The sequence below is a fragment of the Micromonospora sp. NPDC049523 genome, assembly GCF_040676775.1.
GTDB lineage: Bacteria > Actinomycetota > Actinomycetes > Mycobacteriales > Micromonosporaceae > Micromonospora_G.
In genome coordinates this window covers 1-26,362 of record NZ_JBFAPP010000045.1, presented here as the reverse complement: position 1 = coordinate 26,362, position 26,362 = coordinate 1, and the positions used below count along the sequence as shown (strand labels likewise).

The 26,362-nt window shown below is 70.9% G+C and carries 25 protein-coding genes and 1 tRNA gene; 14 read left to right on the top strand and 12 right to left on the bottom strand.

Annotated features, from left to right (window positions below):
• Window positions 1–343 precede the first annotated feature (343 nt).
• On the top strand, window positions 344–1,336 hold the full coding sequence (locus AB0J90_RS35205; protein ID WP_363603422.1) for an HNH endonuclease: 993 nt from the start codon (window positions 344–346) through the stop codon (window positions 1,334–1,336).
• Window positions 1,337–1,448: 112 nt separating this feature from the next.
• Here AB0J90_RS35205 and AB0J90_RS35200 read toward each other — a convergent pair.
• Window positions 1,449–1,538: transfer RNA gene (locus tag AB0J90_RS35200), tRNA-Ser, on the bottom strand.
• Window positions 1,539–1,614: 76 nt separating this feature from the next.
• On the opposite strand from AB0J90_RS35200, the gene deoD reads away from it, so the two are divergent.
• Entirely contained in the window at window positions 1,615–2,322 is a 708-nt protein-coding gene (gene deoD / locus AB0J90_RS35195; RefSeq protein WP_363603421.1) for a purine-nucleoside phosphorylase, read from the top strand.
• A gap of 196 nt (window positions 2,323–2,518) precedes the next feature.
• On the top strand, window positions 2,519–3,418 hold the full coding sequence (locus tag AB0J90_RS35190; protein ID WP_363603420.1) for a universal stress protein: 900 nt from the start codon (window positions 2,519–2,521) through the stop codon (window positions 3,416–3,418).
• A gap of 117 nt (window positions 3,419–3,535) precedes the next feature.
• On the opposite strand, the gene AB0J90_RS35185 is transcribed toward AB0J90_RS35190, so the two are convergent.
• From AB0J90_RS35185 to AB0J90_RS35170, 4 genes are read right to left on the bottom strand one after another with little or no spacing between them, the layout of a single operon-like run.
• Window positions 3,536–4,759, bottom strand: a complete 1,224-nt coding sequence (locus AB0J90_RS35185; RefSeq protein ID WP_363603424.1) for an ABC transporter permease — start codon at window positions 4,757–4,759, stop codon at window positions 3,536–3,538.
• Window positions 4,760–4,779: 20 nt separating this feature from the next.
• Window positions 4,780–5,466 carry an ABC transporter ATP-binding protein gene (locus AB0J90_RS35180; RefSeq protein ID WP_363603423.1) on the bottom strand — a complete coding sequence of 229 codons (687 nt, stop codon included), beginning with the start codon at window positions 5,464–5,466 and terminating at the stop codon, window positions 4,780–4,782.
• Between the two features lie 32 nt (window positions 5,467–5,498).
• Window positions 5,499–6,641, bottom strand: a complete 1,143-nt coding sequence (locus AB0J90_RS35175; protein WP_363603419.1) for a peptidoglycan-binding protein — start codon at window positions 6,639–6,641, stop codon at window positions 5,499–5,501.
• Window positions 6,638–7,186 (bottom strand): hypothetical protein, encoded by a 549-nt coding sequence (locus AB0J90_RS35170; RefSeq protein ID WP_363603418.1) that lies wholly within the window; start codon window positions 7,184–7,186, stop codon window positions 6,638–6,640. Before AB0J90_RS35170 ends, AB0J90_RS35175 begins: the two co-directional genes overlap by 4 nt.
• A gap of 162 nt (window positions 7,187–7,348) precedes the next feature.
• On the opposite strand from AB0J90_RS35170, the gene AB0J90_RS35165 reads away from it, so the two are divergent.
• Genes AB0J90_RS35165 through AB0J90_RS35150 form a run of 4 tightly spaced genes read left to right on the top strand, consistent with a single transcriptional unit; the run spans window position 7,349 to window position 10,346 of the window.
• A complete protein-coding gene (locus AB0J90_RS35165) occupies window positions 7,349–8,005 on the top strand; it encodes a response regulator transcription factor (RefSeq protein ID WP_363603417.1) in 657 nt (218 codons plus the stop codon).
• Between the two features lie 11 nt (window positions 8,006–8,016).
• A complete protein-coding gene (locus AB0J90_RS35160) occupies window positions 8,017–9,198 on the top strand; it encodes a HAMP domain-containing sensor histidine kinase (RefSeq protein ID WP_363603416.1) in 1,182 nt (393 codons plus the stop codon).
• A 42-nt stretch (window positions 9,199–9,240) separates the two neighbouring features.
• Window positions 9,241–9,879 carry a TetR/AcrR family transcriptional regulator gene (locus AB0J90_RS35155; RefSeq protein ID WP_363603415.1) on the top strand — a complete coding sequence of 213 codons (639 nt, stop codon included), beginning with the start codon at window positions 9,241–9,243 and terminating at the stop codon, window positions 9,877–9,879.
• The gene (locus AB0J90_RS35150) at window positions 9,876–10,346 is read left to right on the top strand and encodes a hotdog domain-containing protein (protein WP_363603414.1); all 471 of its coding nucleotides are present in this window, start codon (window positions 9,876–9,878) and stop codon (window positions 10,344–10,346) included. Before AB0J90_RS35155 ends, AB0J90_RS35150 begins: the two co-directional genes overlap by 4 nt.
• A 159-nt stretch (window positions 10,347–10,505) precedes the next feature.
• Here the strand turns inward: AB0J90_RS35150 and AB0J90_RS35145 are convergent, their stop codons facing one another.
• The 4 genes from AB0J90_RS35145 to AB0J90_RS35130 form a co-directional block, all read right to left on the bottom strand.
• Entirely contained in the window at window positions 10,506–11,027 is a 522-nt protein-coding gene (locus AB0J90_RS35145) for a nucleoside deaminase (protein ID WP_363603413.1), read from the bottom strand.
• Window positions 11,024–11,560, bottom strand: a complete 537-nt coding sequence (locus AB0J90_RS35140; RefSeq protein WP_363603412.1) for a tRNA adenosine deaminase-associated protein — start codon at window positions 11,558–11,560, stop codon at window positions 11,024–11,026. The genes AB0J90_RS35145 and AB0J90_RS35140 overlap by 4 nt, the downstream gene beginning before the upstream one ends.
• Before the next feature lie 138 nt (window positions 11,561–11,698).
• A complete protein-coding gene (locus AB0J90_RS35135) occupies window positions 11,699–11,866 on the bottom strand; it encodes a hypothetical protein (RefSeq protein WP_326561696.1) in 168 nt (55 codons plus the stop codon).
• Window positions 11,867–11,981: 115 nt separating this feature from the next.
• Window positions 11,982–12,362: a hypothetical protein gene (locus AB0J90_RS35130; protein WP_363603411.1), complete on the bottom strand. Its 381-nt coding sequence runs from the start codon at window positions 12,360–12,362 to the stop codon at window positions 11,982–11,984.
• A gap of 159 nt (window positions 12,363–12,521) precedes the next feature.
• On the opposite strand from AB0J90_RS35130, the gene AB0J90_RS35125 reads away from it, so the two are divergent.
• Both AB0J90_RS35125 and AB0J90_RS35120 read left to right on the top strand, forming a co-directional pair.
• Window positions 12,522–13,268: a M23 family metallopeptidase gene (locus AB0J90_RS35125; protein WP_363603410.1), complete on the top strand. Its 747-nt coding sequence runs from the start codon at window positions 12,522–12,524 to the stop codon at window positions 13,266–13,268.
• A 64-nt stretch (window positions 13,269–13,332) separates the two neighbouring features.
• Window positions 13,333–14,337: a prephenate dehydrogenase/arogenate dehydrogenase family protein gene (locus tag AB0J90_RS35120; protein ID WP_363603409.1), complete on the top strand. Its 1,005-nt coding sequence runs from the start codon at window positions 13,333–13,335 to the stop codon at window positions 14,335–14,337.
• On the opposite strand, the gene mtnA is transcribed toward AB0J90_RS35120, so the two are convergent.
• Window positions 14,309–15,298 (bottom strand): S-methyl-5-thioribose-1-phosphate isomerase, encoded by a 990-nt coding sequence (gene mtnA, locus AB0J90_RS35115; RefSeq protein ID WP_363603408.1) that lies wholly within the window; start codon window positions 15,296–15,298, stop codon window positions 14,309–14,311. The two genes, AB0J90_RS35120 and mtnA, sit on opposite strands and share 29 nt — an antisense overlap.
• A gap of 65 nt (window positions 15,299–15,363) precedes the next feature.
• Between mtnA and AB0J90_RS35110 the strand changes: the two genes are divergently transcribed.
• Window positions 15,364–16,437 (top strand): PHP domain-containing protein, encoded by a 1,074-nt coding sequence (locus tag AB0J90_RS35110; protein WP_363603407.1) that lies wholly within the window; start codon window positions 15,364–15,366, stop codon window positions 16,435–16,437.
• Between the two features lie 54 nt (window positions 16,438–16,491).
• Here the strand turns inward: AB0J90_RS35110 and AB0J90_RS35105 are convergent, their stop codons facing one another.
• A complete protein-coding gene (locus AB0J90_RS35105) occupies window positions 16,492–17,493 on the bottom strand; it encodes a DMT family transporter (RefSeq protein WP_363603406.1) in 1,002 nt (333 codons plus the stop codon).
• A 153-nt stretch (window positions 17,494–17,646) separates the two neighbouring features.
• Here AB0J90_RS35105 and AB0J90_RS35100 point away from each other — a divergent pair, with 153 nt between their 5' ends.
• The 4 genes from AB0J90_RS35100 (at window position 17,647) to AB0J90_RS35085 (ending at window position 23,919) form a co-directional block, all read left to right on the top strand.
• Complete coding sequence (locus tag AB0J90_RS35100; protein WP_363603405.1) at window positions 17,647–19,317, top strand: DUF885 domain-containing protein; 1,671 nt, start codon at window positions 17,647–17,649, stop codon at window positions 19,315–19,317.
• 189 nt (window positions 19,318–19,506) lie between these two features.
• The gene (murD, locus tag AB0J90_RS35095) at window positions 19,507–20,868 is read left to right on the top strand and encodes a UDP-N-acetylmuramoyl-L-alanine--D-glutamate ligase (protein ID WP_363603404.1); all 1,362 of its coding nucleotides are present in this window, start codon (window positions 19,507–19,509) and stop codon (window positions 20,866–20,868) included.
• 234 nt (window positions 20,869–21,102) lie between these two features.
• Window positions 21,103–22,977, top strand: coding sequence for a VanW family protein (locus AB0J90_RS35090; protein WP_363603403.1), 1,875 nt, complete (start codon window positions 21,103–21,105; stop codon window positions 22,975–22,977).
• Between the two features lie 144 nt (window positions 22,978–23,121).
• Entirely contained in the window at window positions 23,122–23,919 is a 798-nt protein-coding gene (locus tag AB0J90_RS35085; protein ID WP_363603402.1) for a serine protease, read from the top strand.
• 66 nt (window positions 23,920–23,985) lie between these two features.
• On the opposite strand, the gene AB0J90_RS35080 is transcribed toward AB0J90_RS35085, so the two are convergent.
• Window positions 23,986–26,079, bottom strand: a complete 2,094-nt coding sequence (locus tag AB0J90_RS35080; protein ID WP_363603401.1) for a glycogen debranching N-terminal domain-containing protein — start codon at window positions 26,077–26,079, stop codon at window positions 23,986–23,988.
• Between the last annotated feature and the right edge of the window lie 283 nt (window positions 26,080–26,362).

The following is a 26,362-nucleotide window of genomic DNA, read 5'->3' as shown; positions in this document are numbered from 1 at the left end:
GTCGTTGTACCAAGTACCGGAGACCTCGCTGTCTATCGATCACCGCCACGCCGTGACCTCAACCTGCCCACCGTGCTTTATGAAACGCGCCCTAGCGACTGATCGCGGGTCCGGATAGTGCCGACCGAACCAGGCCCGGCGGGGTGGGCGGGGCGAGGGAACACCCGTCCCGCCGCGATCTGCGAGGCACCCGCGCGGCCCGGGGATGCCGACAATCGGCATCCCCGGGATCGCCGACAACGGCTGGGAGGCAGCCGCTGACGCCCGCCTCCGGACGCCGCTGGATGGACCACGGCCGGCCACCGTTCCTGGCACTGTCGCAGTACGGTCGTATCGTCGCATCGTGTCCCTTGCAGATCTCACGCATGTCGCCGTGCTGGCAGCCATCACTGAGTTCGATCGTGTAGGCCGCGAGGAGTTCCTGCGCTCGACCGGATTCGGCCGCTCCCGCTCGTACTACCTCCAGTACCGTGGACGGCTCTACGACTCGAAGGCCATCTCGGGCTACGCGCACGGGGCGAGCACAGGCGTGCCACTGGGCTCCGCGGACTTCTCCGGTGGAGACAAGACGGTCGCTCAGCGGCTCGGAGACCTCGGGTTCGACGTTCGATACCTGCCGAACCCCGACTGGACCCGAGACGAGATCATCTTGGCCTGTGCTCTGGTGGAGGCCAACGGCTGGAGGCAACTCGACCGCGCAGACCTACGGGTCAAGGAGTTGTCCGAACTTCTCCAGACGTCGGCCATTCACCCCTTGGGCGAGCGCGGGCCGGACTTTCGGAATCCTGCGGGGGTCGGCCGTAAGACCGCTGACGTGGCAACCTCACACCCGCTCTACCACGGCAAGAAAACCAACGGCAATCGGCTCGACCGGGAAGTCCTGGACGACTTTATCGCTCGACCAACCGAGATGCATGACTTGGCAAAGGCCATCCGTACCGCGCTCGCCACCGACGAAAACCTTACGACTGGCCCTGATCCCGATCTCCCGGACCCGACCGCGGACGAGGGCGGCGTGCTCCTACGCCAGCACCTGCGACGCGAGCGCGACCCGAAGATCCGAAAGGCCAAGATCGCAGATGCCAAGCTCCGCGGTCTGGTCATCGCCTGCGAGATTTGCGGCTTCGACTTCGCAAAGACCTACGGCGCCCGCGGCATCGACTACATCGAGTGCCACCATCGCACGCCGCTCCACGTCACCGGGCCCACCAAGACCAAGCTGGAAGACCTCGCCCTCATCTGCTCCAACTGTCACCGCATGATCCATCGCACCAAGCCATGGCTGACGGTAGAAGACCTACGTTCGATCGTCCGGCGTGGCCGCGAGAAACCATAACCACGCTCAACCGACACTGTTCCAAGTCTGACGACGTTTGAGACTAGCGATCTTCACACGGCGAAACGCCCGGTTCGTCCTTACGGACTTGCCGGGCGTTCTGCCTGCTTGCTGGCGGTGGCGGCGGGATTTGAACCCGCGGAGGGGTTACCCCCTCACACGCTTTCGAGGCGTGCTCCTTAGGCCACTCGGACACGCCACCGCCGAGAAGGGTACCGGACGCCCGGCGTGCCCGTCACGGCGGTATGGCTCAGCCGGACCTGGCAGGATCATCAGCCATGAGTACGCACATCGGCGCACAGCCGGGCGAGATCGCCGAGCGGGTCCTGATGCCGGGCGACCCCCTGCGGGCCAAGTGGATCGCGGAGACCTACCTCGAGGATGCGAAGTGTTACTCCTCGGTCCGGGGCATGTACGGGTACACCGGTACCTGGTCCGGGGTCGAGGTGTCGGTACAGGGCTCCGGCATGGGCATGCCGTCCGCCTCGATCTACGCCCACGAACTGATCAACGACTACGGCGTGAAGACGCTGATCCGGGTCGGATCCTGCGGGGCGCTCAGCGAGGACCTGCAACTGCGTGACGTGCTGGCGGCGAGCGGGTCCTCCACCGACTCGAACATGAACCGGGTCCGGTTCGACGGGCTGATCGACTACGCCCCGGTGGCCGACTTCGGGCTGCTGCGTACGGCGGTGGAGGTAGCCGAGCGGCGCGGCATCAGCATGCGGGTCGGACCGGTGCTGGCGGCGGACGCCTTCTACACCGATCGTCCGGACCTCTACGACGCCCTCGCCCTGTACGGCGTGCTCGCCGTCGAGATGGAGTCGGCGGCGCTCTACACGATCGCGGCCCGCTACAAGGCCCGCGCGCTGACCGTGCTGACCGTCAGCGACCACATCAAGACCGGTGAGAAGACCACCTCGCAGGAGCGCGAGCAGACCTTCGGCCAGATGGTCGAGATCGCCCTCGACACCGCCATCGCCTGATCCTCGACCCTCCTTCTCCATCGCCGGGGCGGAACAGCCCCGGGGACCTGTGGCGGCGCGTACGGGTCGAAAGACCCTTCTGCGTACGTGGTGGGCGGCAGTTGACTGTGGTTAGCGAGCTGAGGTTTCCACGGAGGCCACGACCTGGAATCCGTGACCGCCACGAGCTCGACCCGCCCAGTCGAAGGAGACTGTGATGACCACCCGACCGATCCTCGTCGGCTACGACGGATCCCCGTCCGCCCAGGCCGCGCTCGCCTGGGCGGTGGACGAGGCCGCCCGCGCCCACCGTTCCGTACTGCTGGCCTATTCGTTCGAGTGGTTCAACGTCACCGCGCCGGTCGTACCCGAGGTGGCGAACTGGTCGGACATGACCGCGCGCCGCGACGCGCAGGCCATGGTCGTCGCCGCTGCCGCCGAGGCCGCGAAGTCGCGGGCGGACGTGGCCGTCTCCGCCGTCCTGCTCGACGGTCCGCCCGCCGTCGCGCTCGCCGAGCAGTCCCGGCAGGCCGCCCTGCTGGTGGTCGGCAACCGCGGCCACGGCGGCTTCGCCGACCTGCTCGTCGGCTCCACCAGCGTCGCCGTCGCCGCGCACGCGCACTGCCCGGTCGTGGTGGTACGCGGCACCGAGCCCGATCCGGAGGACACGGGGCGGCGGATCGTCGTCGGCTTCGACGGTTCCCAGTGCTCGCTGCTGGCGCTCGGCTACGCCTTCGACCTGGCCATGGAGTGGGAGGTGCCGCTGCACGTGATCGCGGCCTGGACCCCGCCGCCGCCGCAATACGTCCCGCTCGCCTACGACCCGGTGGCGGTCACCACCGCCGAGCGGGCCGCCCTCGACGACCTGCTGGTCAACTGGCGGCAGAAGCACCCGGAGGTTTCCGTCACCACCGAGGTCCTCGCCGACACCGCCGGTCGTGCCCTGGTCAACGCCAGTCGCAACGCGCAGTTGGTGGTTGTCGGATCCCGGGGCCACGGCGGGTTCGGCGGGCTGCTGCTCGGCTCGGTCAGCCAGCAACTGCTGCATCACAGCCGCTGCCCGGTGGCGGTCGTCCGTGAAATCCCGCCGTCGACCGAGGGCTCCGACAACGCCTGAGCACGGCCGAATCTGACCGGCGTCGAGGGACGACGTTCCCGCCCCGGCACGAGCCGGAGGTCCGTTTACGGACCACCGGCCCTGCCGGGACGGGACCAACAAGCCGGCGCGTCGTCCTCAGGGGGTGGCGAGCGCCTCCGTCGGGGGCAGGTGGGCGGCGCGGATGGCCGGGTAGAGCCCGGCGAGGGCACCGATGACCAGGGTTGCGCCGACGCCGCCCGCGGTCGCCCAGACCGGTACGACGGTGGGCCAGGACTGGAGCAGCGCGTAGCCGGACGTGACCGCGGTGCCGAGCAGGACTCCACCCGCCCCGCCGAGCGCGGAAAGCAGCAGTGACTCGGTGAGGAACTGGGTACGGATCTGCCCCCGGGTCGCACCGAGCGAGCGTCGCAGCCCGATCTCGGGGCGGCGTTCGAGCACCGAGATCACCATCGTGTTCGCCACCCCGACCCCGCCGACCAGCAGCGCCACCGCGCCGAGGCCGAGCAGCAGCCCGGTGAACGCCTGGTCGGTGGCGCGGGCGGCGGAGAGCGCCTCGGACGGGCGGGACACCTCCACCTCGTTCGGCGCCTCCGGATTCGCCGTCGCGCCGAGGACCGCGCGTACGGCCTCGACGGAGGTTTCGGCCGAGCGGCTGTAGACCGTGGTCGGGTGCCCGTCGAAACCCAGGTACGTCGTCGCCGCGTCCCAGCCGATCAGCGCGGAGAGGTCCAGTTCCGGGGCCAGTGGCACCGGGGCGAGGATGCCGACGACGGTGAACCAGCGTCCACCGACCTGGATCTGGGTGTCCGTACCGGCGGTGGCGAGGCCGAGGCGCTGGGCGGCGGTCGCGCCGAGCACCACGGCCGGGTAGCGGGCGGTGGCCGGGTTGAGCCAGGTGCCGCTGACGGTTCCCGCGCCGACGGTGTCGAGCAGTTCGAGGTTCGCCGCCCGTACGCCGATGCCGCCGGTCTGGGCGGTCGGGATCCGGTCGCTGCGGAACACCTTGGCGTCGGGCAGTTGCGCGGTCGCGGCGACCCGGTTTACCGGCCCGATCCGGGCGATCATCGCCACCGACTCCTCGGGCAGTTGGGCGTCGTCGCCGAAGAGCGACTTGCCGGGCGAGACGGTGAGCAGGTTGGTGCCGAGCGCGGCCAGGGTGCGGTCGAGTTCGGCCCGTGACGACGACGAGATGCCGACGACGGCGACCATCGCCGCGATGCCGATGGCGATGCCGAGCGCGGAGAGGAACGCCCGCAGCGGCCGGGTCCGCAGGCCGACGCCACCGACCCGGACGACGTCACGCGGTCGCAGCCGAGCCGGCACGAGCCGGGCCGGTGGGGCGGCAAACCACTGCGGCACCGACCGGTCGGGCCCGCGCTTCACCTGGTCCCCCCGACGAGATCGGCGGCGGTCGGGTCGACGAGCAGGCCGTCGCGCATGCGTACCTGGCGGGGCAGGCTCTCCGCGATCTCCCGGTCATGGGTGATCACGACGATGGTGGTGCCGGCCCGGTTCAGCTCGTGCAGCAGGTCGAGGACCCCGGCGCCGGAGACGGAGTCGAGGTTACCGGTGGGTTCGTCGGCGAGCAGCAGCGGCGGGTCGCCGACCACCGCGCGGGCGATGGCGACGCGTTGCCGTTCGCCGCCGGAGAGTTCGTGCGGCCGGTGGTCGAGTCGGTGGTCCAGGCCGACCCGGTGCAGCGCGGCCGCCGCCCGTCGGCGTCGTTCACCCAGGGGTACGCCGGAGTAGAGCAGCCCGTCCGCCACGTTCTCCACCACCGGTACGCCCGCGGCGAGGTGGAACTGCTGGAACACGAAGCCGATCCGACTGGACCGCAGTGCGGAGAGTTCCCGGTCGTCGAGTTCGGCGGTGTCGTAGCCGTCGATGCGTACGGTGCCGGTCGATGGTTGGTCGAGGGTGCCGATCAGGTGCAGCATGGTGGACTTTCCGGACCCGGACGGCCCCACGATCGCCACCAGTTCACCGCGCCCGATGGTGAGGGTCACGCCGCGCAGCGCGGCCACCCCGCCCGGATAGACCTTGCTGACCTGCTCCAACGCGACCACCGGTGGCAGCGGAAGCGTGGCTGCGGCGGCCGTCATGCGGGCACCCCGACCGTCAGGCCCTCGGTCAGCCCGTCACCTGCGACCTCCACCCGTCCGCTGGCGAACAGGCCGGTGCTGACCGCGACGATCCGGGTACGCCCACCGTCCACCACCTCCACGCCGTACCCGCCCTCGGCGAGTGCCAGCAGCGCCGCCACCGGCACGGTCAGTACGTCCGCACGTTCGTCGGCGGTGAACGCGACCTTGACCGACGCCTGGTCGTACGCGGCCAGTGCCTTCGGGTCGGCGACCGTGACCGTGACCTCGATCCTGGTCTCCGGTTCGTCCTGCCCGGTCCCGCCGCTGCCCGTCTCGATGACGGTTTCGACCTCGGTGATCAGCCCGTCGAGCTGCTTTCCGTCGGGCAGCGTCACACCGACCTTGTTGTCCTTCTTCGCCAGCCGCTGGTCGTCGATGTCGAGTTCGACGGTGACCAGCCTGCTCGTGCCGGTGTACGTGAGCACCGACTTGCCGGGCTGGACGGTGTCGCCGGTCGACGCCTCGTGGCCCTCGACGCGTACGTCCGCGTCGGCGTAGACGATGTCCGACGGTTCGACCCGCCCGGTGTCGTCGCGGCCGAGGTCTTCCTGCCAGTCGCGTACCGCCTCGGCGGTGCTGCCGGTGTACTCGTCGTCGACGGTGAAGCCGGTGTAGCCGAGCGCGGAAAGGTTCTGCTCGAACTGTTTCACGTCGGCCCCCTCGACCCCGGACCGCAGCGTCCGGTACGCCGGCAGCCCGCCGTACAGCAACACCACCTTGCTGTTGTCGACGGCGTACACGGGCTGGCCGCGTTTCACGGTGCCACCGGTCGGTGCCAGCCAGGTGAGGGTGCCGCCGCGCCGGGCGGCGGCGGTACGTGTGGTGCCGTACCCGAGTTCCCCGTCGACGGTCTGCGCGTCGACCAGGGTCTGCCGGGTCACCTGTGCGGTTGCCGGTGGCAGGGTGCTGGCTGTGGCCGTACCCGGATCACGGCCGCCGAAGCCGATCGCGGCCGCGCCGCCGGCACCGACGGCGACCACGACGGCGGCGGTGACCAACGCCGTGCCGGTACGCGGACGGCGACGCCGGACGGGCGCCCGTTCGGCACCGGAATCGGTCGCGGCGGAATCGGTGGCGGTGGCGGTCGGCGCCGTCACTTGGCGGTCCCGGCGATCTTCGGTGCGAACTGCTTGCACTTCTCCATCGCGGCCTTCAGCGTCGGGTCGTCCAGGCCCTTACCACCGAGCAGGCTCTTGTCGATTTTGAGCAGACCGTCGGGGCCGGGATCGGGGAAGTCGGGTACGCCGTTCTCCCGCATGCACTGCGCCATCTTGCGCATGTTCTCCGCCTGCTCGGGGTCGAGTTTGCGCGCTTCGCCACCGTTGGGCAGGAACTGGCGGCACTTCTCCAGCGCCGCCTGCGTCTTCTCCGGATCGCTGCCACCGTTGATCCGGACCTGACCCGGCGCGGCCGGATCGGGGTCCGGCATGTCGACCCCGTTCTCCCGCATGCACTGGGCGAACTTCAGCTGGCGGGCGGCGTCGTCGAGGGCGGCGGCGCTGGCCGAGGCGGTCGGCCCGGCGCTGGCCGCGCCGCCGGCCGTGGCCACGCCGTCGCCCTCGGCGGGCGTGCCGCAGCCGGCCAACGCCAGGGCGAGTAAGGCGGGCAGGACGAGCAGGCCGCTGACCGGTTGTCGGCGCATCTGAACACTTCCTTCCTCGGGGAGGTCGGCGCCGGTCGCCGACCGTGTCACCCCCGAGAGCGGGGGTGACCGTTGCCGACAAGTCGACCGCGACGGCGGTATCCAGGGCGTAAGCGTCGGCGTTAACGGTGGCGTTATCCGGGGCCGAGTCACCATGGACCGATGCGAGTGCTGGTGGTCGAGGACGAGAGCCTGTTGGCGGACGCGATCGCCGAGTGGCTGCGACGGGAGGCGTTCGCCGTCGACGTCGCGTACGACGGTGGTTCCGCCCTGGAACGCCTGGGGGTGAACGAGTACGACGTGGTGGTGCTCGACCGCGATCTGCCGGTGGTGCACGGCGACGACGTGTGCCGGTCGATCGTCGAAGGTGGCGGGGCGAGCCGGGTGCTGATGCTGACCGCCGCGGCGGCCGTACGGGAACGGGTGGCCGGCTTGTCGCTCGGCGCCGACGACTACCTGACCAAGCCGTTCGCCCTGGTGGAACTCTCGGCCAGGGTGCACGCGCTGACCCGGCGGGCCCGTCCGGCGGCACCGCCGAGGTTGAGCCGGGCCGGGATCGTGGTCGACCCGGGCCGGCACGAGGTCTACCGCGACGGCCGGTACGTGGCGCTGTCCCGTAAGGAGTTCGCGGTGCTGGCCGAGCTGATGCGGGCTGACGGGGCGGTGGTCTCCGCCGAGGATCTGCTGGAGCGGGCCTGGGACGAGCACATCGACCCGTTCACGAACGTGGTCCGGGTGACCGTGATGAAGCTGCGCCGCAAGCTCGGCGACCCGCAGGTGGTCGAGACGGTGCCGGGAGTGGGGTACCAGATCTCGTGAGGCGGCGACTGATGAAGCGGACCACGATCAGGGCCCGGCTCACCCTGGTCTACGGCGGGTTGTTCCTGCTCGCCGGCATGGTCCTGCTGGCGGTGACGTACGTGCTGGTGGAGCAGCGGATGCCGGAGCCGCTCGGGGTGGCGTTGACCAAGCCGGTCAGCGAGATCCCCAGGACCGGTCTCGGGCCGCAGAACGCCGAGGCGCTGCGGATCTTCGTGCGCGAGCTCCAGGAGGACGTGAAGCAGAACGCGCTGGACTCGTTGCTCACCCAGGGCGGCATCGCGTTGGCCGTGGTCTCCGCCGCGGCGATCGCGTTCGGTTGGCTGATCGCCGGCCGGGCGTTGCAGCCGCTGCACCAGATCACCGGCACCGCCCGGCGGATCGCCGGCGCGAACACCGCCGGGCGTGGGTTGCACGAACGGATCGCGCTGCGCGGTCCGCAGGACGAGGTACGGGAACTCGCCGACACGTTCGACCTGATGCTGGAACGGCTGGACCGGTCGTTCGACGGTCAGCGGCGGTTCGTCGCGAACGCCTCGCACGAGTTGCGTACGCCGCTGGCGTTGAACCGGGCGCTGGTGGAGTTGGCGGTGACCCGACCGGGTGCGTCGGCCGACGTACGGCAGCTCGGTGAGTCGCTGTTGGCGGTGAACGAGCGGCACGAGCGGCTGATCGAGGGGCTGCTGACGCTCGCCGACTCGGAGAGCGAGCTGACCGACCGTACGTCGATCGACCTGGCCGAGGTGGCCGCGCACGTACTGAACCAGCACTCGGCCGAGGGGTCCGAACCGGATCCGACCCGGGCGCTGGCCCGGGAGGCGGTACGGGACCTGGCACCGGCACCGACCTCGGGGGACGCGGTGCTGTTGGAGCGGTTGACCTCGAATCTGGTGGAGAACGCGCTGCGGCACAACGTGCCGGCCGGCGGTTGGGTGTCGGTGCGTACCGGGTTGGTCGACGGGCGGGCGACGCTGGTGGTGAGCAACACCGGGCCGGTGGTGCCGGGGTACGAGATCGAGACGATCTTCCAGCCGTTCCGGCGGCTGCGCGGTGAGCGACTCGGCGGTGGGCGCGGTTTCGGCCTGGGTCTGTCGATCGTGCGGGCGGTGGCGCGGGCACATGGCGGATCCGTCGATGCCCGCCCGCGCGAGGGCGGTGGCCTGGTGGTGAGCGTCACCCTGCCGTCCCCGTGAAACTATAAGACCGATCGGTCGTTTAGTTGTAGGCTCGCGCTCATGACGGTGGACGGTCGAGTCGTCCGGGGCGAACGCACCCGGACCATGGTGCTCGACACCGCCGTGGCCCTGGCCACCGAAGCCGGGCTCGACGGGCTCTCCCTCGGCCAACTCGCCGACCGGCTCGGCGTCAGCAAGTCCGGCCTGTTCGCGCACTGGCGCTCCAAGGAAGAGCTGCAACTCGCGACCGTCGAACGGGCCCGCGACCTCGTGATCGAGCAGGTGATCTCGCCAGCGCTGCGGGCACCCCGGGGCGTACGACGGCTCTTCGCCCTGCACGAGCACCGGCTGACCTACTACGGCGACGGAACACTGCCCGGCGCCTGCTTCTTCGCCAAGGCGGAGTTCGAGTACAACGTGCACCCCGGCCCGGTCCGCGACCGGCTGGCCGAGTGCCTCGACGAATGGCTGGTCCTGATCCGGCGGCTGGTCACCGAGTCCGTGACCGCCGGTGAACTCGCCGCGCACACCGACGTCGGCCAACTCGCGTACGAGATCGACGCGCTCGGCCTGGCCGTCGCGTTGCAGTCCCGGTTGAACCCCTCCGAACCCAGTTACCAGTACTCCCGGCGAGCGGTGCTCGCCCGGCTGCGCGCGCTCTGCCCCGAACCGGACCTGCTACCCGAAGGATCGACATGACCAGCAACGGCACCATCACCCCGCCCCACGTCCCGTTCGGTCACGCCGAACCGGTCTGGGTGCACTTCGACGACCTGGACATGATGGGCATCGTCCACAACGCCAAGTACGCCGTGCTGCTGGAGCGGGGGCTGACGCCGTACTGGGCCGAGCGTGGGTTCTCCTTCGAGAACGGGCGGCTCACCGCACCGGACGTCTTCCACGCCGTACGCGAACTGTCGATCAGCTTCCGTACGCCGATCCGCGGCACCGGCCCGGTGCTGGCCCACTTCTGGTTCGAGAGCTTCGGCACCACCAGCGCCGAATACGGCTTCCGCCTGCTCTCTGCCGACGGTGCGACCGTGCACGCCGAGGGGCGGCGGGCGATCGTCCGGCTCGACCCGGCGACGCTGCGCCCGACCCCGTGGACCGACGGTGCCAAGGCGGTCGGCCAGGCCCTCCTCCGCCCGGAGTCGGCCACCCTCTGAGCGCCCTCGGGCACCGGCACCTCGCTACGAAGTCGTGGATATCCACAGCCGCTATCCACAACTGATCCACCGTTATCCACAGAGTGTGCACAACGGTGGCAGCGACGATCCACAGTTATCCACAGGGATGTGCACAGCCGGTGTAGCCGCTGGTACCCGTCAGCGGAAGAAGGCGCGCAGGAGCGCGGCAGACTCCTCGGCGAGCACACCGCCGTACACCTCGGGGCGGTGGTTGAGGCGGCGGTCGCGTACGACGTCCCAGAGCGAGCCGACCGCGCCGGTTTTCGGTTCCCACGCCCCGAAGACCAGGGTGGAGATCCGGGCCAGCACCAGCGCGCCCGCGCACATGGTGCAGGGTTCGAGGGTCACCACCAGGGTGCAGCCGTCCAGGCGCCAGGCGCCGCGTAGTTCCGCCGCCCGGCGCAGCGCCAGGATCTCGGCGTGCGCGGTCGGATCACCGGTACGTTCCCGCTCGTTGCGCCCGATCGCCAGTTCGACCCCGTCCGGGCCGTAGAGCACCGCCCCGACCGGTACGTCGTCGGCCGGGTCGCCGCCCTCCTCCGGTCGACCGGTGTCGGCGGCCACCGCCAAGGCCCGGCGCATCCACGCCTCGTGGCGCTGTCTCCGGCCCCGATGAGCGACCGCATCGGCTCCCGCCGGGTCGCCGACCGTACCGCTCACGCCTCGCGCAGTTCCTCGACCACGTCGCCGCAGCCGATCGCCTGGCACAGTTCGGCGGTGACGTCGGCCGGGAGCATCCGCTCCTGCGCGCAGAGGGCGAGCAGCCGGTGGGCCGAGATGCCCAGGTTGGCGAGGAGGTCGGCGTCGCCGATCGGATCCGCGTCCGGGTCGGCGGCCGGCTGCTCGCTCTCCTCGTCGGTCGAGGAGTCCAACGCGGGCGCGGCCGGCTCGACCACGTCGTCGATCTCCAGGGCGGGTGCCTTGATGTCGCCGAGCAGCAGGGCACCGAGTCGGGACTCCTCGGCGAAGGCCGAGTCGGAGCCGAAGATGCGCAGGTCCTCGCCGTCGTCCAGGCGCAGGATGGCCAGGTAGGCGTCGTCGGATTCGACGAAGAGCAGCGAGGTGTCGGCGTCCAGGTCGACCTCGCGGAGCAGGTCCGCGACCTCGTCTATGTCCGCGGCACCACCGAGGTCGAGTTCGGCTGCGGTCCAGCCGTCCGAGCCGCGCACCACGGCCGCCGCGAAGTACGACACCGGTCCCCCCAACAACTCACGGCGTACCGCCGCCCACCACTGTCGACTGCCTGTTACGCGTGACGGTATCCGGTCGGGTCCGGGCTCGACCGCGCAACTCCCCGAAGGAGAAGGACGGAATCGAGCGGATCGGTGCGCTCAGCCGGCCAACCGGCGACGGGTGGCGATCAACTCGCGCAGCCGGTCGACCCGGACCCGTCGCGGCTGCGTCCGCTCCCGCACCGACTTCGCACCGGCCAGCTCGGCGAGGAGCTGTATCCGTCGTCGGGTGCGCTCGGGGTCGAGCCGCTGCTCTGTCCAGGCCATAGAGGCGAGGGTGCCCAGTCGCGCGGCGTTCGTCAAGCCCGGTCGCGGTGTGCCACCGAGCCGGTACCCAGCGCCCTAGATCGCGTACCCAGAGAAGTATTTCGGTGACCCCTGGTCACCAGAGCGGCCATCCGGCGTAACTCCACCGGACCGCGACCGCCACCGCGGCAATCGACCACCCGAGCGCGGTGACCATCGCCACACCGACGGCGGCACCCCGGTCACCGAAGCGGATCAGCAGCAGCGTGGCGAGCCAGGCCGCCGCACCGGCCAGCAGGGTCCACCACGCGTACTCGCGCAGGTCATCGCCGAGCAGCCCGAACAGCAGAAACCAGGCCGCCGTCAAGCCGGCGCCGCTGGCGAGGGTGGCTCCGCGTACCGGGTGTGGCTCGCGGTAGATCGGACGTGACGGCAGGCCGGAGGGGAAGAGACCCGACGGCGTACGCGCCGGCTGGCCGGGTTGGGGCCAGGGCTGCAACGTCGGCTGTTGTGCCATCACCCTCGCTCCTCCGCTCGGCAGCGGCCGGGCACCGACCGGTCACGGTGGAGCAACGCCGCCGACTCGCAGCGTACCCGCTGGAACCGGGCCGTCCGGCTGCTCCGCACCACGCTGGGGGGCGAGGCGCAATCGCGCCGGTTCTGTCAGGATGGCCGGATGGCACGGGACGAAACGGGTACGCGACGCCTGATCGGGCGCCGCGCGGCGTACCCGATGGTCCTGCTGCTGACGGCGGTGGCCGCCGCCGCCGGTTGCGCGCAGAGCCGCCCGGTGGTCTGGTCCTCGCCGACCGGCCCGACGAGCGGCACCCCGGCCACCGTGGCCGCCGCCCCGCCCCCGGCGACACCGCCGGCAAAGCCGGCCGGTACGCCCTCGGCCAGCCCGACCACCCCGAAGTACGTCTTCCCGGTGAACTCGGCCAACGCCTCCTACCACCAGACCCACTCCGCGTACGCGGCCACGGACATCTTCGCCTCCTGCGGCACCCCGGTGCTCGCCGTCACCGACGGGGAGATCCTGGAGGTGACCCGGGTCGACAAGTACGACAAGCAGGGCCCGCAGGGTCCGCTCAACGGTGGCAAGGCGGTGTCGCTGCTCGGCGACGACGGGGTCCGTTACTACGGCTCGCACCTGTCGGAGCTGGCCGCCGGCATGGACGCCGGAGTACGCGTCCGCGCCGGCCAGCAGGTCGGCAAGGTCGGCAAGACCGGCAACGCGAACAACGTGTGCCACCTGCACTTCGGCATCTCGCCGCCGTGCGACCGGACCGAGGACTGGTGGATCCGCCGGGGCGTGATCTGGCCGGCGCGTTACCTGGACGCGTGGCGGGACCGGTCGAACCGCTCACCGGTCGCCGAGGTGGACACCTGGCACCAGAAGCACAAGTGCCCGCCCGCGCCCTGAGCGCCGTGACCACCGGGCGAGCCTTGCCCCCTGCCGACCGGCAGGGTGTGCGAGAGTCGGCGGCGTGAACGTCGCGGTTATCGGGCTCGGACTCATCGGCGGTTCCGTGCTGCGCGCGCTGGCCGCCACCGGCCACCGGGTGCTCGGTTACGACGCCGACCCGGCCACCCGGGCCACGGCCAGGACCGCCGCCGCCCAGGCACCGGCAGCCCACCGCTGGCAGGTCACACCGACGATCCGGGACACCGTCGCCCGCGCGGAACTGGTGGTGCTCGCGGTCCCGCTGCCCGCCGTCGGCGGGGTGCTGGACCAGTTGCGCGACGCCGGTTACGCCGGCTTGGTCACCGATGTCACCTCGGTCAAGGGCCCGGTCGCGGCCCTGGTCGAGGAACGGCTGCACCGGCAGCCGCAGCGGTTGGCCGGTTTTGTCGGCGGTCACCCGATGGCCGGTCGGGAGACCTCCGGTTTCGGTGCCGCCGATCCGGCACTGTTCGCCGGCTGCGCCTGGGTGCTCTGCCTCGAACCGCGCGGCACCTCGCTGGCCGACTGGCTGGAGCTGGCCGCACTGCTCACCCCGCTGGGCGCCCGGGTGGTCCCGACCACCGCCGCCGAACACGACCGGGCGGTGGCGGCGGTCAGCCACGTACCGCACCTGCTGGCGGCGGCGCTGGTCGCGGGGGTGGCTGACGAACCGTTGGCCGGCACGCTCGCCGCCGGCTCGTTCCGGGACGGGACCCGGGTCGCGGCGACCCGACCGGACCTGGTCGCGGCGATGTGCGGCGGGAATGCGGCGGCGGTCGGTGCGGCCCTGGACCGGGTGCTCTCGGCACTGCAAGAGGCACGGGCCGCGGTCGACGCGGACGAACCGATCACCGCGCTGCGGGACTGGCTCGCCCCGGCTTCGGCGGCCCGCGCCGCCTGGCCGTACCGGCCGGGGACCGCGCGGGAGCTGCCGGCCAGGATCGACGACCTGCTGGAACTGGGCCGGGCCGGCGGCTGGGTGCTCGGGGTGGCCCCGAACCGTCGTACGGTGACCGCGGTCAGACCCGTTCGCCCAGTGCCGGCCTGACCACCCGCCGGTCGGTGACGATCGCGGTGATCAGGTCGTACGGGGTGACGTCGAAGGCCGGGTTCACCGCACCGGCACCGGTCGGGGCGGTGGTGTTGCCCCGGAAGGCGAGCACCTCGTCCGGGCCCCGGTCCTCGATCTCGACGTCGGCACCGGTCGCGGTGCCGTGGTCGACAGTGGATTCCGGGGCGACCACGATGAACGGGATGCCGGCCCGGTGGGCGCCGAGCGCGTGCGCGTAACTACCGATCTTGTTGACGGTGTCACCGTTGGCGCAGATCCGGTCGGCACCGAGGATCACCGCGTCGATCTCGCCGCGGGCCATCAGGAACGGGCCGGCGCCGTCGACCGCGACCCGGCACTCGATCCCGGCCTGCCCGAGTTCCCAACTCGTCAACCGGGCGCCCTGCAGCAGCGGCCGGGTCTCGCTCGCCACCACCGCGCCGAGCCCGCCGCGCCGGTGCAGCTCGATCACCACCCCGAGCGCGGTGCCGCCGACGACGGCCGCCAGCGCGCCGGTGTTGCAGTGGGTGAGCATCCGGGGGTTGGGCGGGCAGAGTTCGGCCAGCAGGTCGGCGCCGCGTTCGGCCATCGCGGCGGAGGCGGCGATCTCCTCGTCGCGTACGGCCAGCGCGGTGGCCAGGACCGCGTCCGGGCCCTCCGGCAGTCGCGCCGCCGCCCGGCGGGCACCACGGGCCAGGTTCACCGCCGTCGGGCGGGCGTTTTCCACCAGGTGTACGGCGGCAGCCGTCGCCACCGGGTCACCGTCGTGCAGCCGGGCGGCCAGCGCCACGCCGAGCGCACCGGCGACACCGAGCGCGGGTGCGCCGCGTACGGCGAGGGTCTGGATCGCCGCCACCAGTTCGTCGACGCCGTGCAGCCGCCGTACGTCGAGCCGGTCCGGCAGTGCGGTCTGGTCGATGATCTCGACGGCGCCGTCCACCCAGTCGATCGTCCTCATGATCGGTAAGGCTACGGAGGCCGCGCGAGCACGCGGACGGCCGGTGTGCCGGCTACGGTGAGCTGATGACCGCTCGGGACGCGCTCGCCGACCTGCGCCGGATCGCCTTCCTGTTGGAACGGGCGAACGAGGCCACCTACCGGGTACGGGCGTTCCGCTCGGCCGCGAAGACCCTGGCCGCGCTCCCCGCCGACGAGGTGGCCGCCAGGGCACAGGCGGGTACGTTGACCGAGCTGACCGGGGTCGGTGACGTCACCGCCCGCTGCGTGACCGAGTCACTGGCCGGCGAGGAGCCGGTCTACCTGCGGCGGCTGACCGCGACCGAGGGTGTCGACCTGGACGAGGCGACCGCCGCGCTGCGGAATGCGCTGCGGGGCGACTGTCACACCCACTCCGACTGGTCCGACGGGGGTTCCCCGATCGAGGAGATGGCCCTGACCGCGGTCGACCTGGGGCACGAGTACCTCGTACTGACCGACCATTCGCCCCGGTTGAAGGTCGCCAACGGGCTGACCCCGGCCCGGCTGCGGCGGCAACTGGAGCACGTGGCGGCGATCAACGCGGCGCTGCCGGAGGGGTTCCGGCTGCTCACCGGCATCGAGGTGGACATCCTGGCGGACGGCTCGCTGGACCAGGAGGACGACCTGCTGGCCCAGTTGGACGTGGTGGTCGGCTCGGTGCACAGCGGGCTGTCGGACGACAAGGCCAAGATGACGCGGCGGATGCTGGCCGCGATCGCCAACCCGCACCTGGACATCCTGGGGCACTGCACCGGCCGGATGGTCGCCGGTCGACCGCCGGGGGTGACCGGCCCGGGGGACCGGGGGCACCGGGCGCGTACCCGCCCGCCGAGCGACTTCGACGCGGACGCGGTCTTCGCCGCCTGCGCCGAGTACGGCAAGGCAGTGGAGATCAACTCCCGGCCGGAGCGGCAGGACCCGCCGAAGCGGCTGATCCGGGTGGCGGTCGAAGCGGGCTGCGAGTTCGCGATCGACACCGACGCGCACGCACCGGGCCAGCTCGACTGGCAGCGTTTCGGCTGCGAACGGGCGGCCCGGTGCGGGGTGCCGGCCGAGCGGGTGGTCAACACCTGGGCGGCCGACGAACTGCTCGCCTGGACCGCCGGCCACGACGCCTGAGCTTCCGTTGCCGGCCAGGGGCCGCTGGGGACGGGTGGGCGCCTGCCGGGTGGGTCAGCGGGAGATGGCCGGATCGGGTTGGGCGACGGGGATTCCCGGCTCGGGCTCGGCTGGGAGCTGGTCGGTCGGTGCGGCGTGCCGGCGGCCCCGGAAGATCAGGCGCTGTGAGACGGCGACGCCGAGCAGCACGATCACCGCACCCACCGGCTGGTACCAGGCCAGGTGCTCGTCCAGCGCCAGCACCCCGACCAGCACCGCGAAGATCGGGATCAGGTAGGTCGTGGTCGAGGCGGTGCTGGCCCCGGCGAGCCGGATCGTCCGCAGATTGATCACGAAGGCGAGGCCGGTGCCGAGCGCGCCCAGCGCGAGCACGCTGCCGATCACCTCGGGGGACAGGCCGGTCGGTGCCGGGGGCGGGCCGACCACCAGCGGCGCGACGATCGCGAGCTGCACGGTCGCCACCAGCAGCTGGCCCGCGGACAGCGCCAGGCCCGACTCGGGTCGGCCCGCGATGAACCGCTTCTGGTACGGGATGGAGAGCCCATAACAGACGGCCGCGGCAAAACAGAAGAGCTGCCCGGTGAACTGCGCCCCGCCCAGGCCCTGCCAGGCGCCGAGCACCACCAGCACGCCGACGAAGCCGAGCAGCAGGCCGATCGCCCGCCGGGCGGTCATCCGCTCGGTACGGAACACCAGCACCGCCATCGGCAGTACGACCAGCGGCGTGGTCGCGTTCCAGATGCCGGCCAGGATCGAGGAGACCCGCTGCTCGCCGTAGCCGAAGAGGGTGAACGGCAGGGCGACCCCGACGGTCGCGACGACGGTGAGGTGCAGCCACAGCACGGGGTCGCGGGGCAACCGGTCCCGCAGCACCGCCAGCGCCACGAGCAGGGTCAGCGCGCCCGCACCGGCCCGGCCGAGGGTGACGTAGAGCGGGTGCAGCTCACGTACACCGATCTTGATGAAGAGGAAGCTGGCCCCCCAGATCACGGCGACGGCGAGGAAACCCGGCAGCCAGGCGCGTACGTTGCTGTCAGGAGCGGTAGGGGTGGTCACCCCTGACACTCTGCCGCACCGCACCGACAGAAGTCGCGCCGGTTCCAGACCGTGAACCAGGCCAATCGCCGATCGGTGGCCTGCTCGGACCACCCGTCACCGGCAGCGCAAATGGCTCGACCCGCCGGTGGGTGGGTCACGTAGGGTCGTCTCGTGGGACAAATCGATGACCTCGCCAACCGCTATGTCGGCGAATGGGCGCCACTGAACCCGATCGGCGCCACCTTCGTCGGCATCACCGGCTACGACGACCAGCTCGGCGACCTGTCTCCGGACGGCTACGCCGCACAAGCCGAACTCAACCGGCGCACCCTCGCCGAACTTGACGTACTCGAACCGACCTCGGTGTCCGAGCGCACCGCGAAGGAGGCGATGCAGGAACGGCTCGGTCTGGAACTCGCCCGGTACGACGCCGGCGAGACGGCCAGCGAGATCAACGTGATCGTCAGCGGCCTGCACGAGATGCGCCAGGCCTTCGACCTGATGCCGACCGAGGGCACGGAGGCGGTCAGCAACGTCGCCGCCCGGCTCAACACGTTCGCCGCCGCGCTGGCCGACTACCGGACCACCCTGGTCACTGCCGCCGACGCGGGACACGTCAGCCCCCGGGCGCAGATGATCGAAGTCGCCAAGCAGTGCGAGATCTGGACCGACCCGGCTCAGGACAACTTCTTCCACGGCCTGGCCGACCGACTGACCGCCGACGGGGCACTCGCCAGCGAACTGCGCAAGGGCGCGGCGGCGGCAACCGCGGCGACCGCCGAGTTCGGGCAGTTCCTGCGTACGGAACTCGCGCCCCGGGGGCGGGAGAAGCAGGCCGCCGGACGTGAGCGCTACCAGCTCGCCTCGCAGTACTTCCTCGGCGCCAAGGTCGACCTCGACGAGACGTACGCCTGGGGTTTCGACGAACTGGCCCGGCTCGAAGCCGAGATGCGCGGTGTCGCGGCGCGGATCCTCGCCCCCGGCGCGACCGTCGACGAGGCGGTGGTGGCGCTCGACGCCGACCCGGCCCGCCGGATCCAGGGCAAGGAAGCGTTCCGCGACTGGATGCAGGCACTGGCCGACAAGGCCATCGCCGACCTGCACGGCACCCACTTCGACATCCCCGAGCAGGTACGCCGGATCGAGTGCCGCCTCGCCCCGACCAGCGACGGCGGGATCTACTACACCGGTCCCAGCGAGGACTTCTCCCGCCCCGGCCGGATGTGGTGGGCGGTGCCGCAGGGCATCGACGAGTTCTCCACCTGGCGCGAGGTGACCACCGTCTACCACGAGGGCGCACCCGGTCACCACCTCCAGGTCGGGCAGACCCAGGTCCGCGCCGAACTGCTCAACCGCTGGCAGCGGCTGCTCTCCTGGTCCTCCGGGCACGGCGAGGGCTGGGCGCTCTACTCCGAGCGGCTGATGGACGACCTCGGCTACCTCGACGACCCGGGTGACAAGCTCGGCATGCTCGACGGTCAGGCGTTCCGGGCCGCCCGGGTGATCGTCGACATCGGCATGCACCTCGAACTCGAAATCCCGAAGGACAACCCGTTCGGCTTCCACCCCGGCGAGCGGTGGACCCCCGAACTCGGGTGGGAGTTCATGCGCGCCCACTGCCGGGTGCCGGAGGAAAACCTGCGCTTCGAGCTCAACCGCTACCTCGGCTGGCCGGGACAGGCGCCGTCGTACAAGGTCGGCGAGCGGATCTGGCTGCAGGCCCGAGACGACGCCAAGGCGCGCAAGGGAGCCGACTTCGACCTGAAGCAGTTCCACCTCGACGCGCTCAACCTCGGCTCGCTCGGCCTCGACCCGCTGAAGGCGGCGCTGGCCCGGCTCTGACCGCCGCCCCGACCCGCCGGAGCCGCTCACCGCGACCACACGACGGTACGCCGACCAGGGGTTACCCCGGTCGGCGTACCGGGTCGGAGCGTTGTCCGCACCCTGGCCGGCAGACCGGGCAGAGCGGACTAAAGTATGGACGCGAGCCGAGGACCGCAGCCGCCGTGGTTCGCGGGCGAAGGAGTTCTGGTGCACCTCACTGATCTGCGTGGGCGACGTGTCGCCGTCTGGGGCACCGGCCGGGAGGGTGTCGCCGCGGTCAACACGATCGCCCCGGTCGGCCCGGCCGACCTGGTCACGGTGCAGGACCGGGAAACCTTCCTGGCCCGACCGTGGGAGGGGCGGCTGGCCGAGATCGCCCCCCTGCACACCGGCCCGGAAGCGCTTGATCTGCTCCTGCGGGCGGACGTGGTGGTCCGGTCCCCGGTGATCGGCGAGACCCACCCGTGGATGATGCGGCTGCGCGAGCGCGGCGTGACGGTCACCGGCGGCACCGCCCTCTGGATGGCCGACCACGCGGGCACCACCATCGGGGTGACCGGCAGCAAGGGCAAGAGCACCACCACGGTCTTGATCAGCCACCTGCTGACCGCCGTCGGCCACCCCAACGTCGTCGGCGGCAACATCGGTACGGCCGTGCTGGAACTGCCCCCCGCCGACCAGTACGTGCTGGAGCTGTCCATGTACCAGTGCGCGGACCTGCTGGTCTCACCGCAGGTCGTGGCGCTCACCGCACTGGTTCCGGAGCACCTCGACTGGGCCGGCAGCGAAGCCGAGTACTACCGGCACAAGCTCAACATCGTCGAGCACGGTCCCGGTGTGGTCGTGTTCAACGCCAACGACGAGCAGCTTTCCGCGCAACTCGCCGCCCGCCCCGGACTGCCGCTGCTGGCCGCCGGCCGCCCGGACACCACACACGTGGCACCCGGGCCGGACGGCACCGCCTGGGTACACCTCGCCGACCAGCCGCTCTTCCCCCGCTCGGCGTTCCCGCTGGTCGGCCGGCACAACGAGTGGAACCTGTGCGTGGCGCTCGGCGTACTGGCGTCGGTGGGCGTGGACCTGGTGGCGGAGCGTGACCGGCTCGGCGAGGCGGCCGCGGCGTTCCCCGCACTCGAACACCGGCTGACCCCGATCGAGGACCCGTCCGGCATCACCTTCGTCGACGACTCGCTCTCCACCATCCCGCAGTCGGCGATCCACGCCATCGAGGCGTTCGCCCACCGCCCACTCACCGTCATCGTCGGCGGCGAGGACCGTGGCGTGGACTACGCACCGCTGCGCGAATTCCTCGCCGGCCAGGCGGTGCAGGCCACCCTGATCGGCGTACCGGACAGTGGGCCGCGCATCCTCGACATGGTCAAGGACCTGCCCGGTATCACCACGATCGCCGCGGACGACCTGGTCGAGGCGGTCCGGCTCGGCCGTACGCACACCCCGGCCGGTGGGGTGGTGCTGCTCTCCCCGGCGGCACCGAGCTATGGCCGGTTCGACAACTACGCACACCGGTCACGGGTGTTCCGCCAGGCGATTTCCGACACCGCCAACTGACCGGACCCGCTCGGATCCGCTGCCGGCTCGTACCGGATCGGTCTCGTCCTTTCGGCCATGCGGCGTACGTCGATGGTGCCGTAGCGTGAGAGATTCGCGCGTACGAATCCTTCGTACCCACCCGCGGGCTGTCATCCGGTCGCGCGCTTGGCTACCGTAGGCCTCCGGGTCGTGTCACCACGCGGGCTTGCCTACCGACCCCACCCCCGCCCTTCCCCTGATCGAGGTTGCCCTGTGAGCCTGTACGGCGCGAAGAGACCCCCCGCCGGCGAGACACCGACCACCGAGATCTCAGCGGTGCCGCAGCAGGTCGGTGGGCCCGTGACCGGGTTGGCCCCCGAGCCGCAACAGCCGGACTTCATGACCTTCGGCGCACCGACGCAGGGCGAGGACCTGGCCGCCGCTCCGGTCGAGCCGACGTCCCGCCGCGGACGGCGCACGGCGCTCGTCGCGGGCGGCCTGGTCGCCGCCGTGCTGGCCGCGATCGGCGGCACCGCGGGGTACGCGTACAGCGGCGAGGTGCCGCGCGGCACCGAGGTGCTCGGCGTCGACCTGGGCGGCAAGTCCAAGGCGACGGCGGCCGCCCTGCTCCGGGCCGAGTTGGAGCGGCGGGCGGACACCTTCGCCGCGCCCGTCTCGGTACGGATCGGCGACCAGACGGCCGAGTTCAAGCCGATCGACGTCGGCCTGGCCGTGGACGTGACCGCCACCGTCGACGCGACGATCGGCGCCGGCCCGGGGCCGGTAGACCTGCTCTTCAAGTCCCGCACCGTCGAGCCCGTGGTGACCGTCGATCCCGGCCTGCTCGACACGGAACTGCGCAAGACGGCTGGGAAGACCGGTCGGCCGATGACCCCGCCGTCCATCGTCTTCCAGGGCACCACACCGAAGCCGAACTACCCGTCGCCCGGTCAGGACCTGGACCCGCAGCAGTCCGCGGAGGCCCTGCGTACCGGCTGGCTGAGCGGTCAGCCGGTGGTCGTACCGCTGGTCGAGGCGCACCCGAGCACCACCAAGGAAGATGTCGACAAGCTGGTGAACGAGCTGGCGAAGCCGGCGGTCGCCGCCCCGGTGACGGTGACCACCGAGCGCGGTTCGTTCACCATTCCACCGGCCGCGATCGCGAAGAGCCTGCTGCTCAACGCGGACAAGACCGGCAAGATCGCGCCAGTGGTAGACGAGAAGAAGCTCCAGGCCGCGCTGACCACCCAGCTCGCGAAGGTCGAGGTCAAGCCGAAGGAGGCGACGGTCGCCCTCCAGGGCGGCAAGCCGCAGGTGGTGGCGAGCACCGGCGGGCAGGCGGTGGACACCGCGGCGCTGAGCCGGGACCTGCTGGCGGTGCTGCCGCGCGCCGACGGACGCGAGGTCAAGGGTCTGCTCAAGCCGGTCGAGCCGAAGACCAGCACGGACGCGATGACCAAGTTGGGCATCAAGGAGCAGGTCTCGACGTTCAGCACGAAGTTCACCGGCGGGCTTTCCTCCCCGCGCAGTCACAACATCGTGACGATCGCCAAGGAGGTCGACGGCGCGGTGGTCAAGCCGGGCGAGACGTTCTCGCTGAACAAGCACACCGGCGAGCGCGGCTACGCCCAGGGCTACAAGGACGCGCCGGTCATCCTCGACGGCAAGCTGGTGCCGGGTGTCGGTGGCGGGGCGTCGCAGTTCACCACCACCATCTTCAACGCCACGTACTACGCCGGGCTGGAGGACGTGGAGCACAAGCCGCACTCGTACTGGTTCGACCGGTACCCGGCGGTGATCGAGTCGACGATCTTCTACCCGGACCTGGACTTCAAGTTCCGCAACAACACCGAGTACGGCGTCCTGATCGACACCTCCTGGACCAACGACACGATCACCGTGTCGATCTGGAGCACCAAGGTGTACGACAGCGTCAAGACGGTCTACGGCCCGCGCCGCAACATCACCAAGCCGAAGCTGATCCACCTCGACCCCGGCCCGTCCTGCATCGCCACCAGCGGCATCGACGGCTTCACCCAGGATGCGTTCCGGGTCTTCGTCAAGGACGGCAAGGAGCTGGAGCGGGAGAAGTTCACCTGGCGGTACGACGCGGAGCCCCGCTACGTCTGCGCCAAGAAGCCGAGCTGACGCGGTAACCCTCGCTCGAAGGTATGACACAACCGGGATGACATCGAAGCATTGCGATACATCGGCTGGCTTCCATACGCTGCCGGCAACGTGATCTGCGCGCGCCCACAAGGCGCGCCAATCCTTTGCTTGGAGAGGGATCCCATGGTTCGCTGGCGCAAGCTCACCGGCCTGGCGGCCGCCGCGTTGACCGCGGTAACCGTCGGCAGTCTCGCACTGGTCGCACCCGCCGCCGCCGCACCGGAACGCGACGTGACGCCGCTGGTCGTCGGCGGCACCCGGGCCGCCCAGGGCGAGTTCCCGTTCATGGTCCGGCTCTCGATGGGCTGCGGCGGCGCGCTCTACAGCCCCCGGCTGGTCCTCACCGCCGCGCACTGCGTCGGCAGCACCGGCACCAACACCAGCATCACGGCGACCCTCGGCGCGGTCGACCTCCAGTCGTCCAGCCGGATCACGGTCCGCTCCAACTACGTCCTCCGGGCCCCGGGTTACAACGGCAACGGCAAGGACTGGGCGCTGATCCGGCTGGCCACGCCGGTCACCTCCCTGGCCACCCTGCCGATCGCGACCAGCACCGCGTACGACTCCGGCACGTTCACCGTCGCCGGTTGGGGTGCCGCCCGTGAGGGCGGGGCGCAGCAGCGCTACCTGCTGAAGGCGACGGTGCCGTTCGTCGCCGACAGCACCTGTGACTCCCAGTACGGCGGCGATGTCATCGTCGCCGAGGAGATCTGCGCCGGCTACGCCAGCGGTGGCACCGACACCTGCCAGGGCGACTCGGGCGGCCCGATGTTCCGTCGGGGCGCCAACAACGCCTGGGTCCAGGTGGGCATCGTGAGCTGGGGCAACGGCTGCGCCCGCCCCAACTACCCGGGCGTCTACACCCAGGTGAGCTACTTCGCCTCGGCGATCGCCTCGGCCGCCGCGAGCCTGGGCGGCTGACCGTACGTCAAACGGCGGCCGGTTCGGGACAGGTTCCCGGTCCGGCCGCCGTTTCGCGTACCCGTCTCAGGGTGCGACCACGTTGCCTCCGCCGCGGCGCCCGCCCCGGCCGGACCGCCGCCGCTGACTCTCCACCCGATCCCGGCCGAACGCGTCGAGCTGCCCCCACCGCCCCGGTACGTCCAGCAACTCGATCCGGCCCATTCCCTGCGGCAGGGCCGGGTCGACCACCAGGTGGTTGTCGTGCGGTTCCAGGCCGAGCAGCACCCGGATCAGCATCATCGGGGTTCCGGCGGACCAGGCGTGCGGACTCCAGGTGGTCGGGTACTGCACGGGGTACTTGGTCAGACTCCGGTCGTAGCCGGCGAAGAGCTGCGGCAGCCGCCCGTCGAAGTACTGCGAGGCGTCGATCATCGAGGAGGCGATCCGGCCGGCCTCCTCGTTGAAGCCGTAGCGGCGCAGGCCGAGGGCGATGAACGAGTTGTCGAACGGCCATATCGCGCCGGTGTGGTAGCCGGTCGGGTTGTACCGCTCCTCTCCCTCGGCGAGGGTGCGTACGCCCCAGCCGGAGAAGAGCCGTGGGCCCAGCAGATGCTCGGCCACCTTGGCTGCGCGCGGCGGGTCGACGATCCCGCTCCAGAGCAGGTGGCCCATGTTCGACGACAACGCGTCGACCTGACCGCCCTCGGCGTCCAACGCCAGCGCGTAGTACTGGCCGTCCTCGATCCAGAAGTCGCGGTTGAACCGGGCCTTCAAGTCGGCCGCCTCCGCCTCCAGCCGGTCGGCGTAGATCGGGTCGTGCCAGATCCGCCGGGCCAGCCGGGCCCCGCGCATCTTCGCGTCGTACGCGTAACCCTGCAGCTCGCAGGTGGCACGGGGGAACGACGGCAGCCGTCCGTCCCGGAACGAGATCGAGTCGGGGGAGTCCTTCCAGCACTGGTTCTCCAGCCCGCTGGCGGTGTTGCGTCGCTCGTACGAGATGTATCCGTTGCCGAGCAGGTCGCCGTACGCGTCGATCCAGTGCAACGCCGCCCGTGTTTCGTGCTCCAGCCTGCGGACGAGTTCCACGTCCCCGGTCCAGCGCTCGTACTCGTCGAGCAGGATCACGAACAGCGGTGTCGAGTCGGCCGAGCCGAAGTACGGCGAATGCGGCTGCTCCTCGAAGGCGGCCGACTCCCCGTACCGGAACTCGTGCAGGATCTTGCCGGGTTCCTTCTCCCGGAAGTCGTCGAACACGGTGGCCTGCGTCGCGGCGAAGGTGTTCAGGGTGCCGACCGCCAACTGCGGCGTGAACGCCATGGCCTGGATGCAGGTCAGCATGCTGTCCCGACCGTAGAAGGTCATGAGCCATGGTGTTCCCGCGGCGATCAGGTTCGCGCCCGTGGCGAGCGCGCCGAACTGGAGCGCCGCCAGGTCCGTCAACCCCCGCCGGTACGCGGTCGCCAGCGCGGCGTCGTCACAGCCGAGCTGCGGCGCCGCGGCCAGCCACGATTCGAGATCCCGCTGTGTCTCCGGGTTCACCGCTGCCCGGTGCGTGTCCAGGAGTTCCCGGACGTCCTGTCCGCCATGACCGGGCAGGTGTGCGGACACCCGCAGCAGGGTGGTCCACTGCCCGTGCGGCGCCAGCCGGAGCCGGAACGTCATGCCGTGTTCGTCGATGTCGGCCGGTTCGCTCGACGACACCAGTGCTTCCCGTACGTAGTTGTCCCGGACGTAACGGAGGCGGAGGAAGCCGTCCTCTACCACCACCGAGGTTTCACGCTCTGTCGCCAGGGACTGCTTGAGTTCGAACACGTCGACGAAGTCGGCCGCCATGTCGAGCCGTACGGTGAAATCGACCGTCTCGCCCCGGTGGTTGAGTACGGTCAGTTCCTCCTGGAGCCCGCCGCTGAGCTTCCGGTGGCGGATCACGGACACCTTGGCGTCGAGGTAGTGGGTCGGCTCTCCGGGAACGAGGAAGAATCGCGATTCGTAGTACTGAAGGTCGTCGACGGAAAGGGCGTGCAGGCGTTCACCGTTGACGGTCAGTTTCCATTCGGACAGGAACCGCTGATCGAACGAGAACATCCCGGTCGGTACGAGAGCCGAGGGCTCGATGTCGCCGCGACCGTCGCTGACCACGAAGGCATTGCCGGCCAGGATGGTGACGTACGGCTTCACTGCGGCCCCCTATCGCGTCGAGCGCGGCGGGAGGGCGCCCCACCCGGCCAGGACGAGCCACCTTCCCGGCAGGGAGCCTCCCCGCTACCGCCTCGCCCACGTCACCCGTACGGGGTGAGCTTCTACCAGGGCAGGCGCACACGTCCCGGGGGTCACAGTTGTGAGCTGGTGACTCGGTGATGGGCACAAAACAAGTTAGGGCCACCCCGAAGGGTGGCCCTAACTAATAAGAAGTCCGGCGGCGTCCTACTCTCCCACACCCTCCCGAGTGCAGTACCATCGG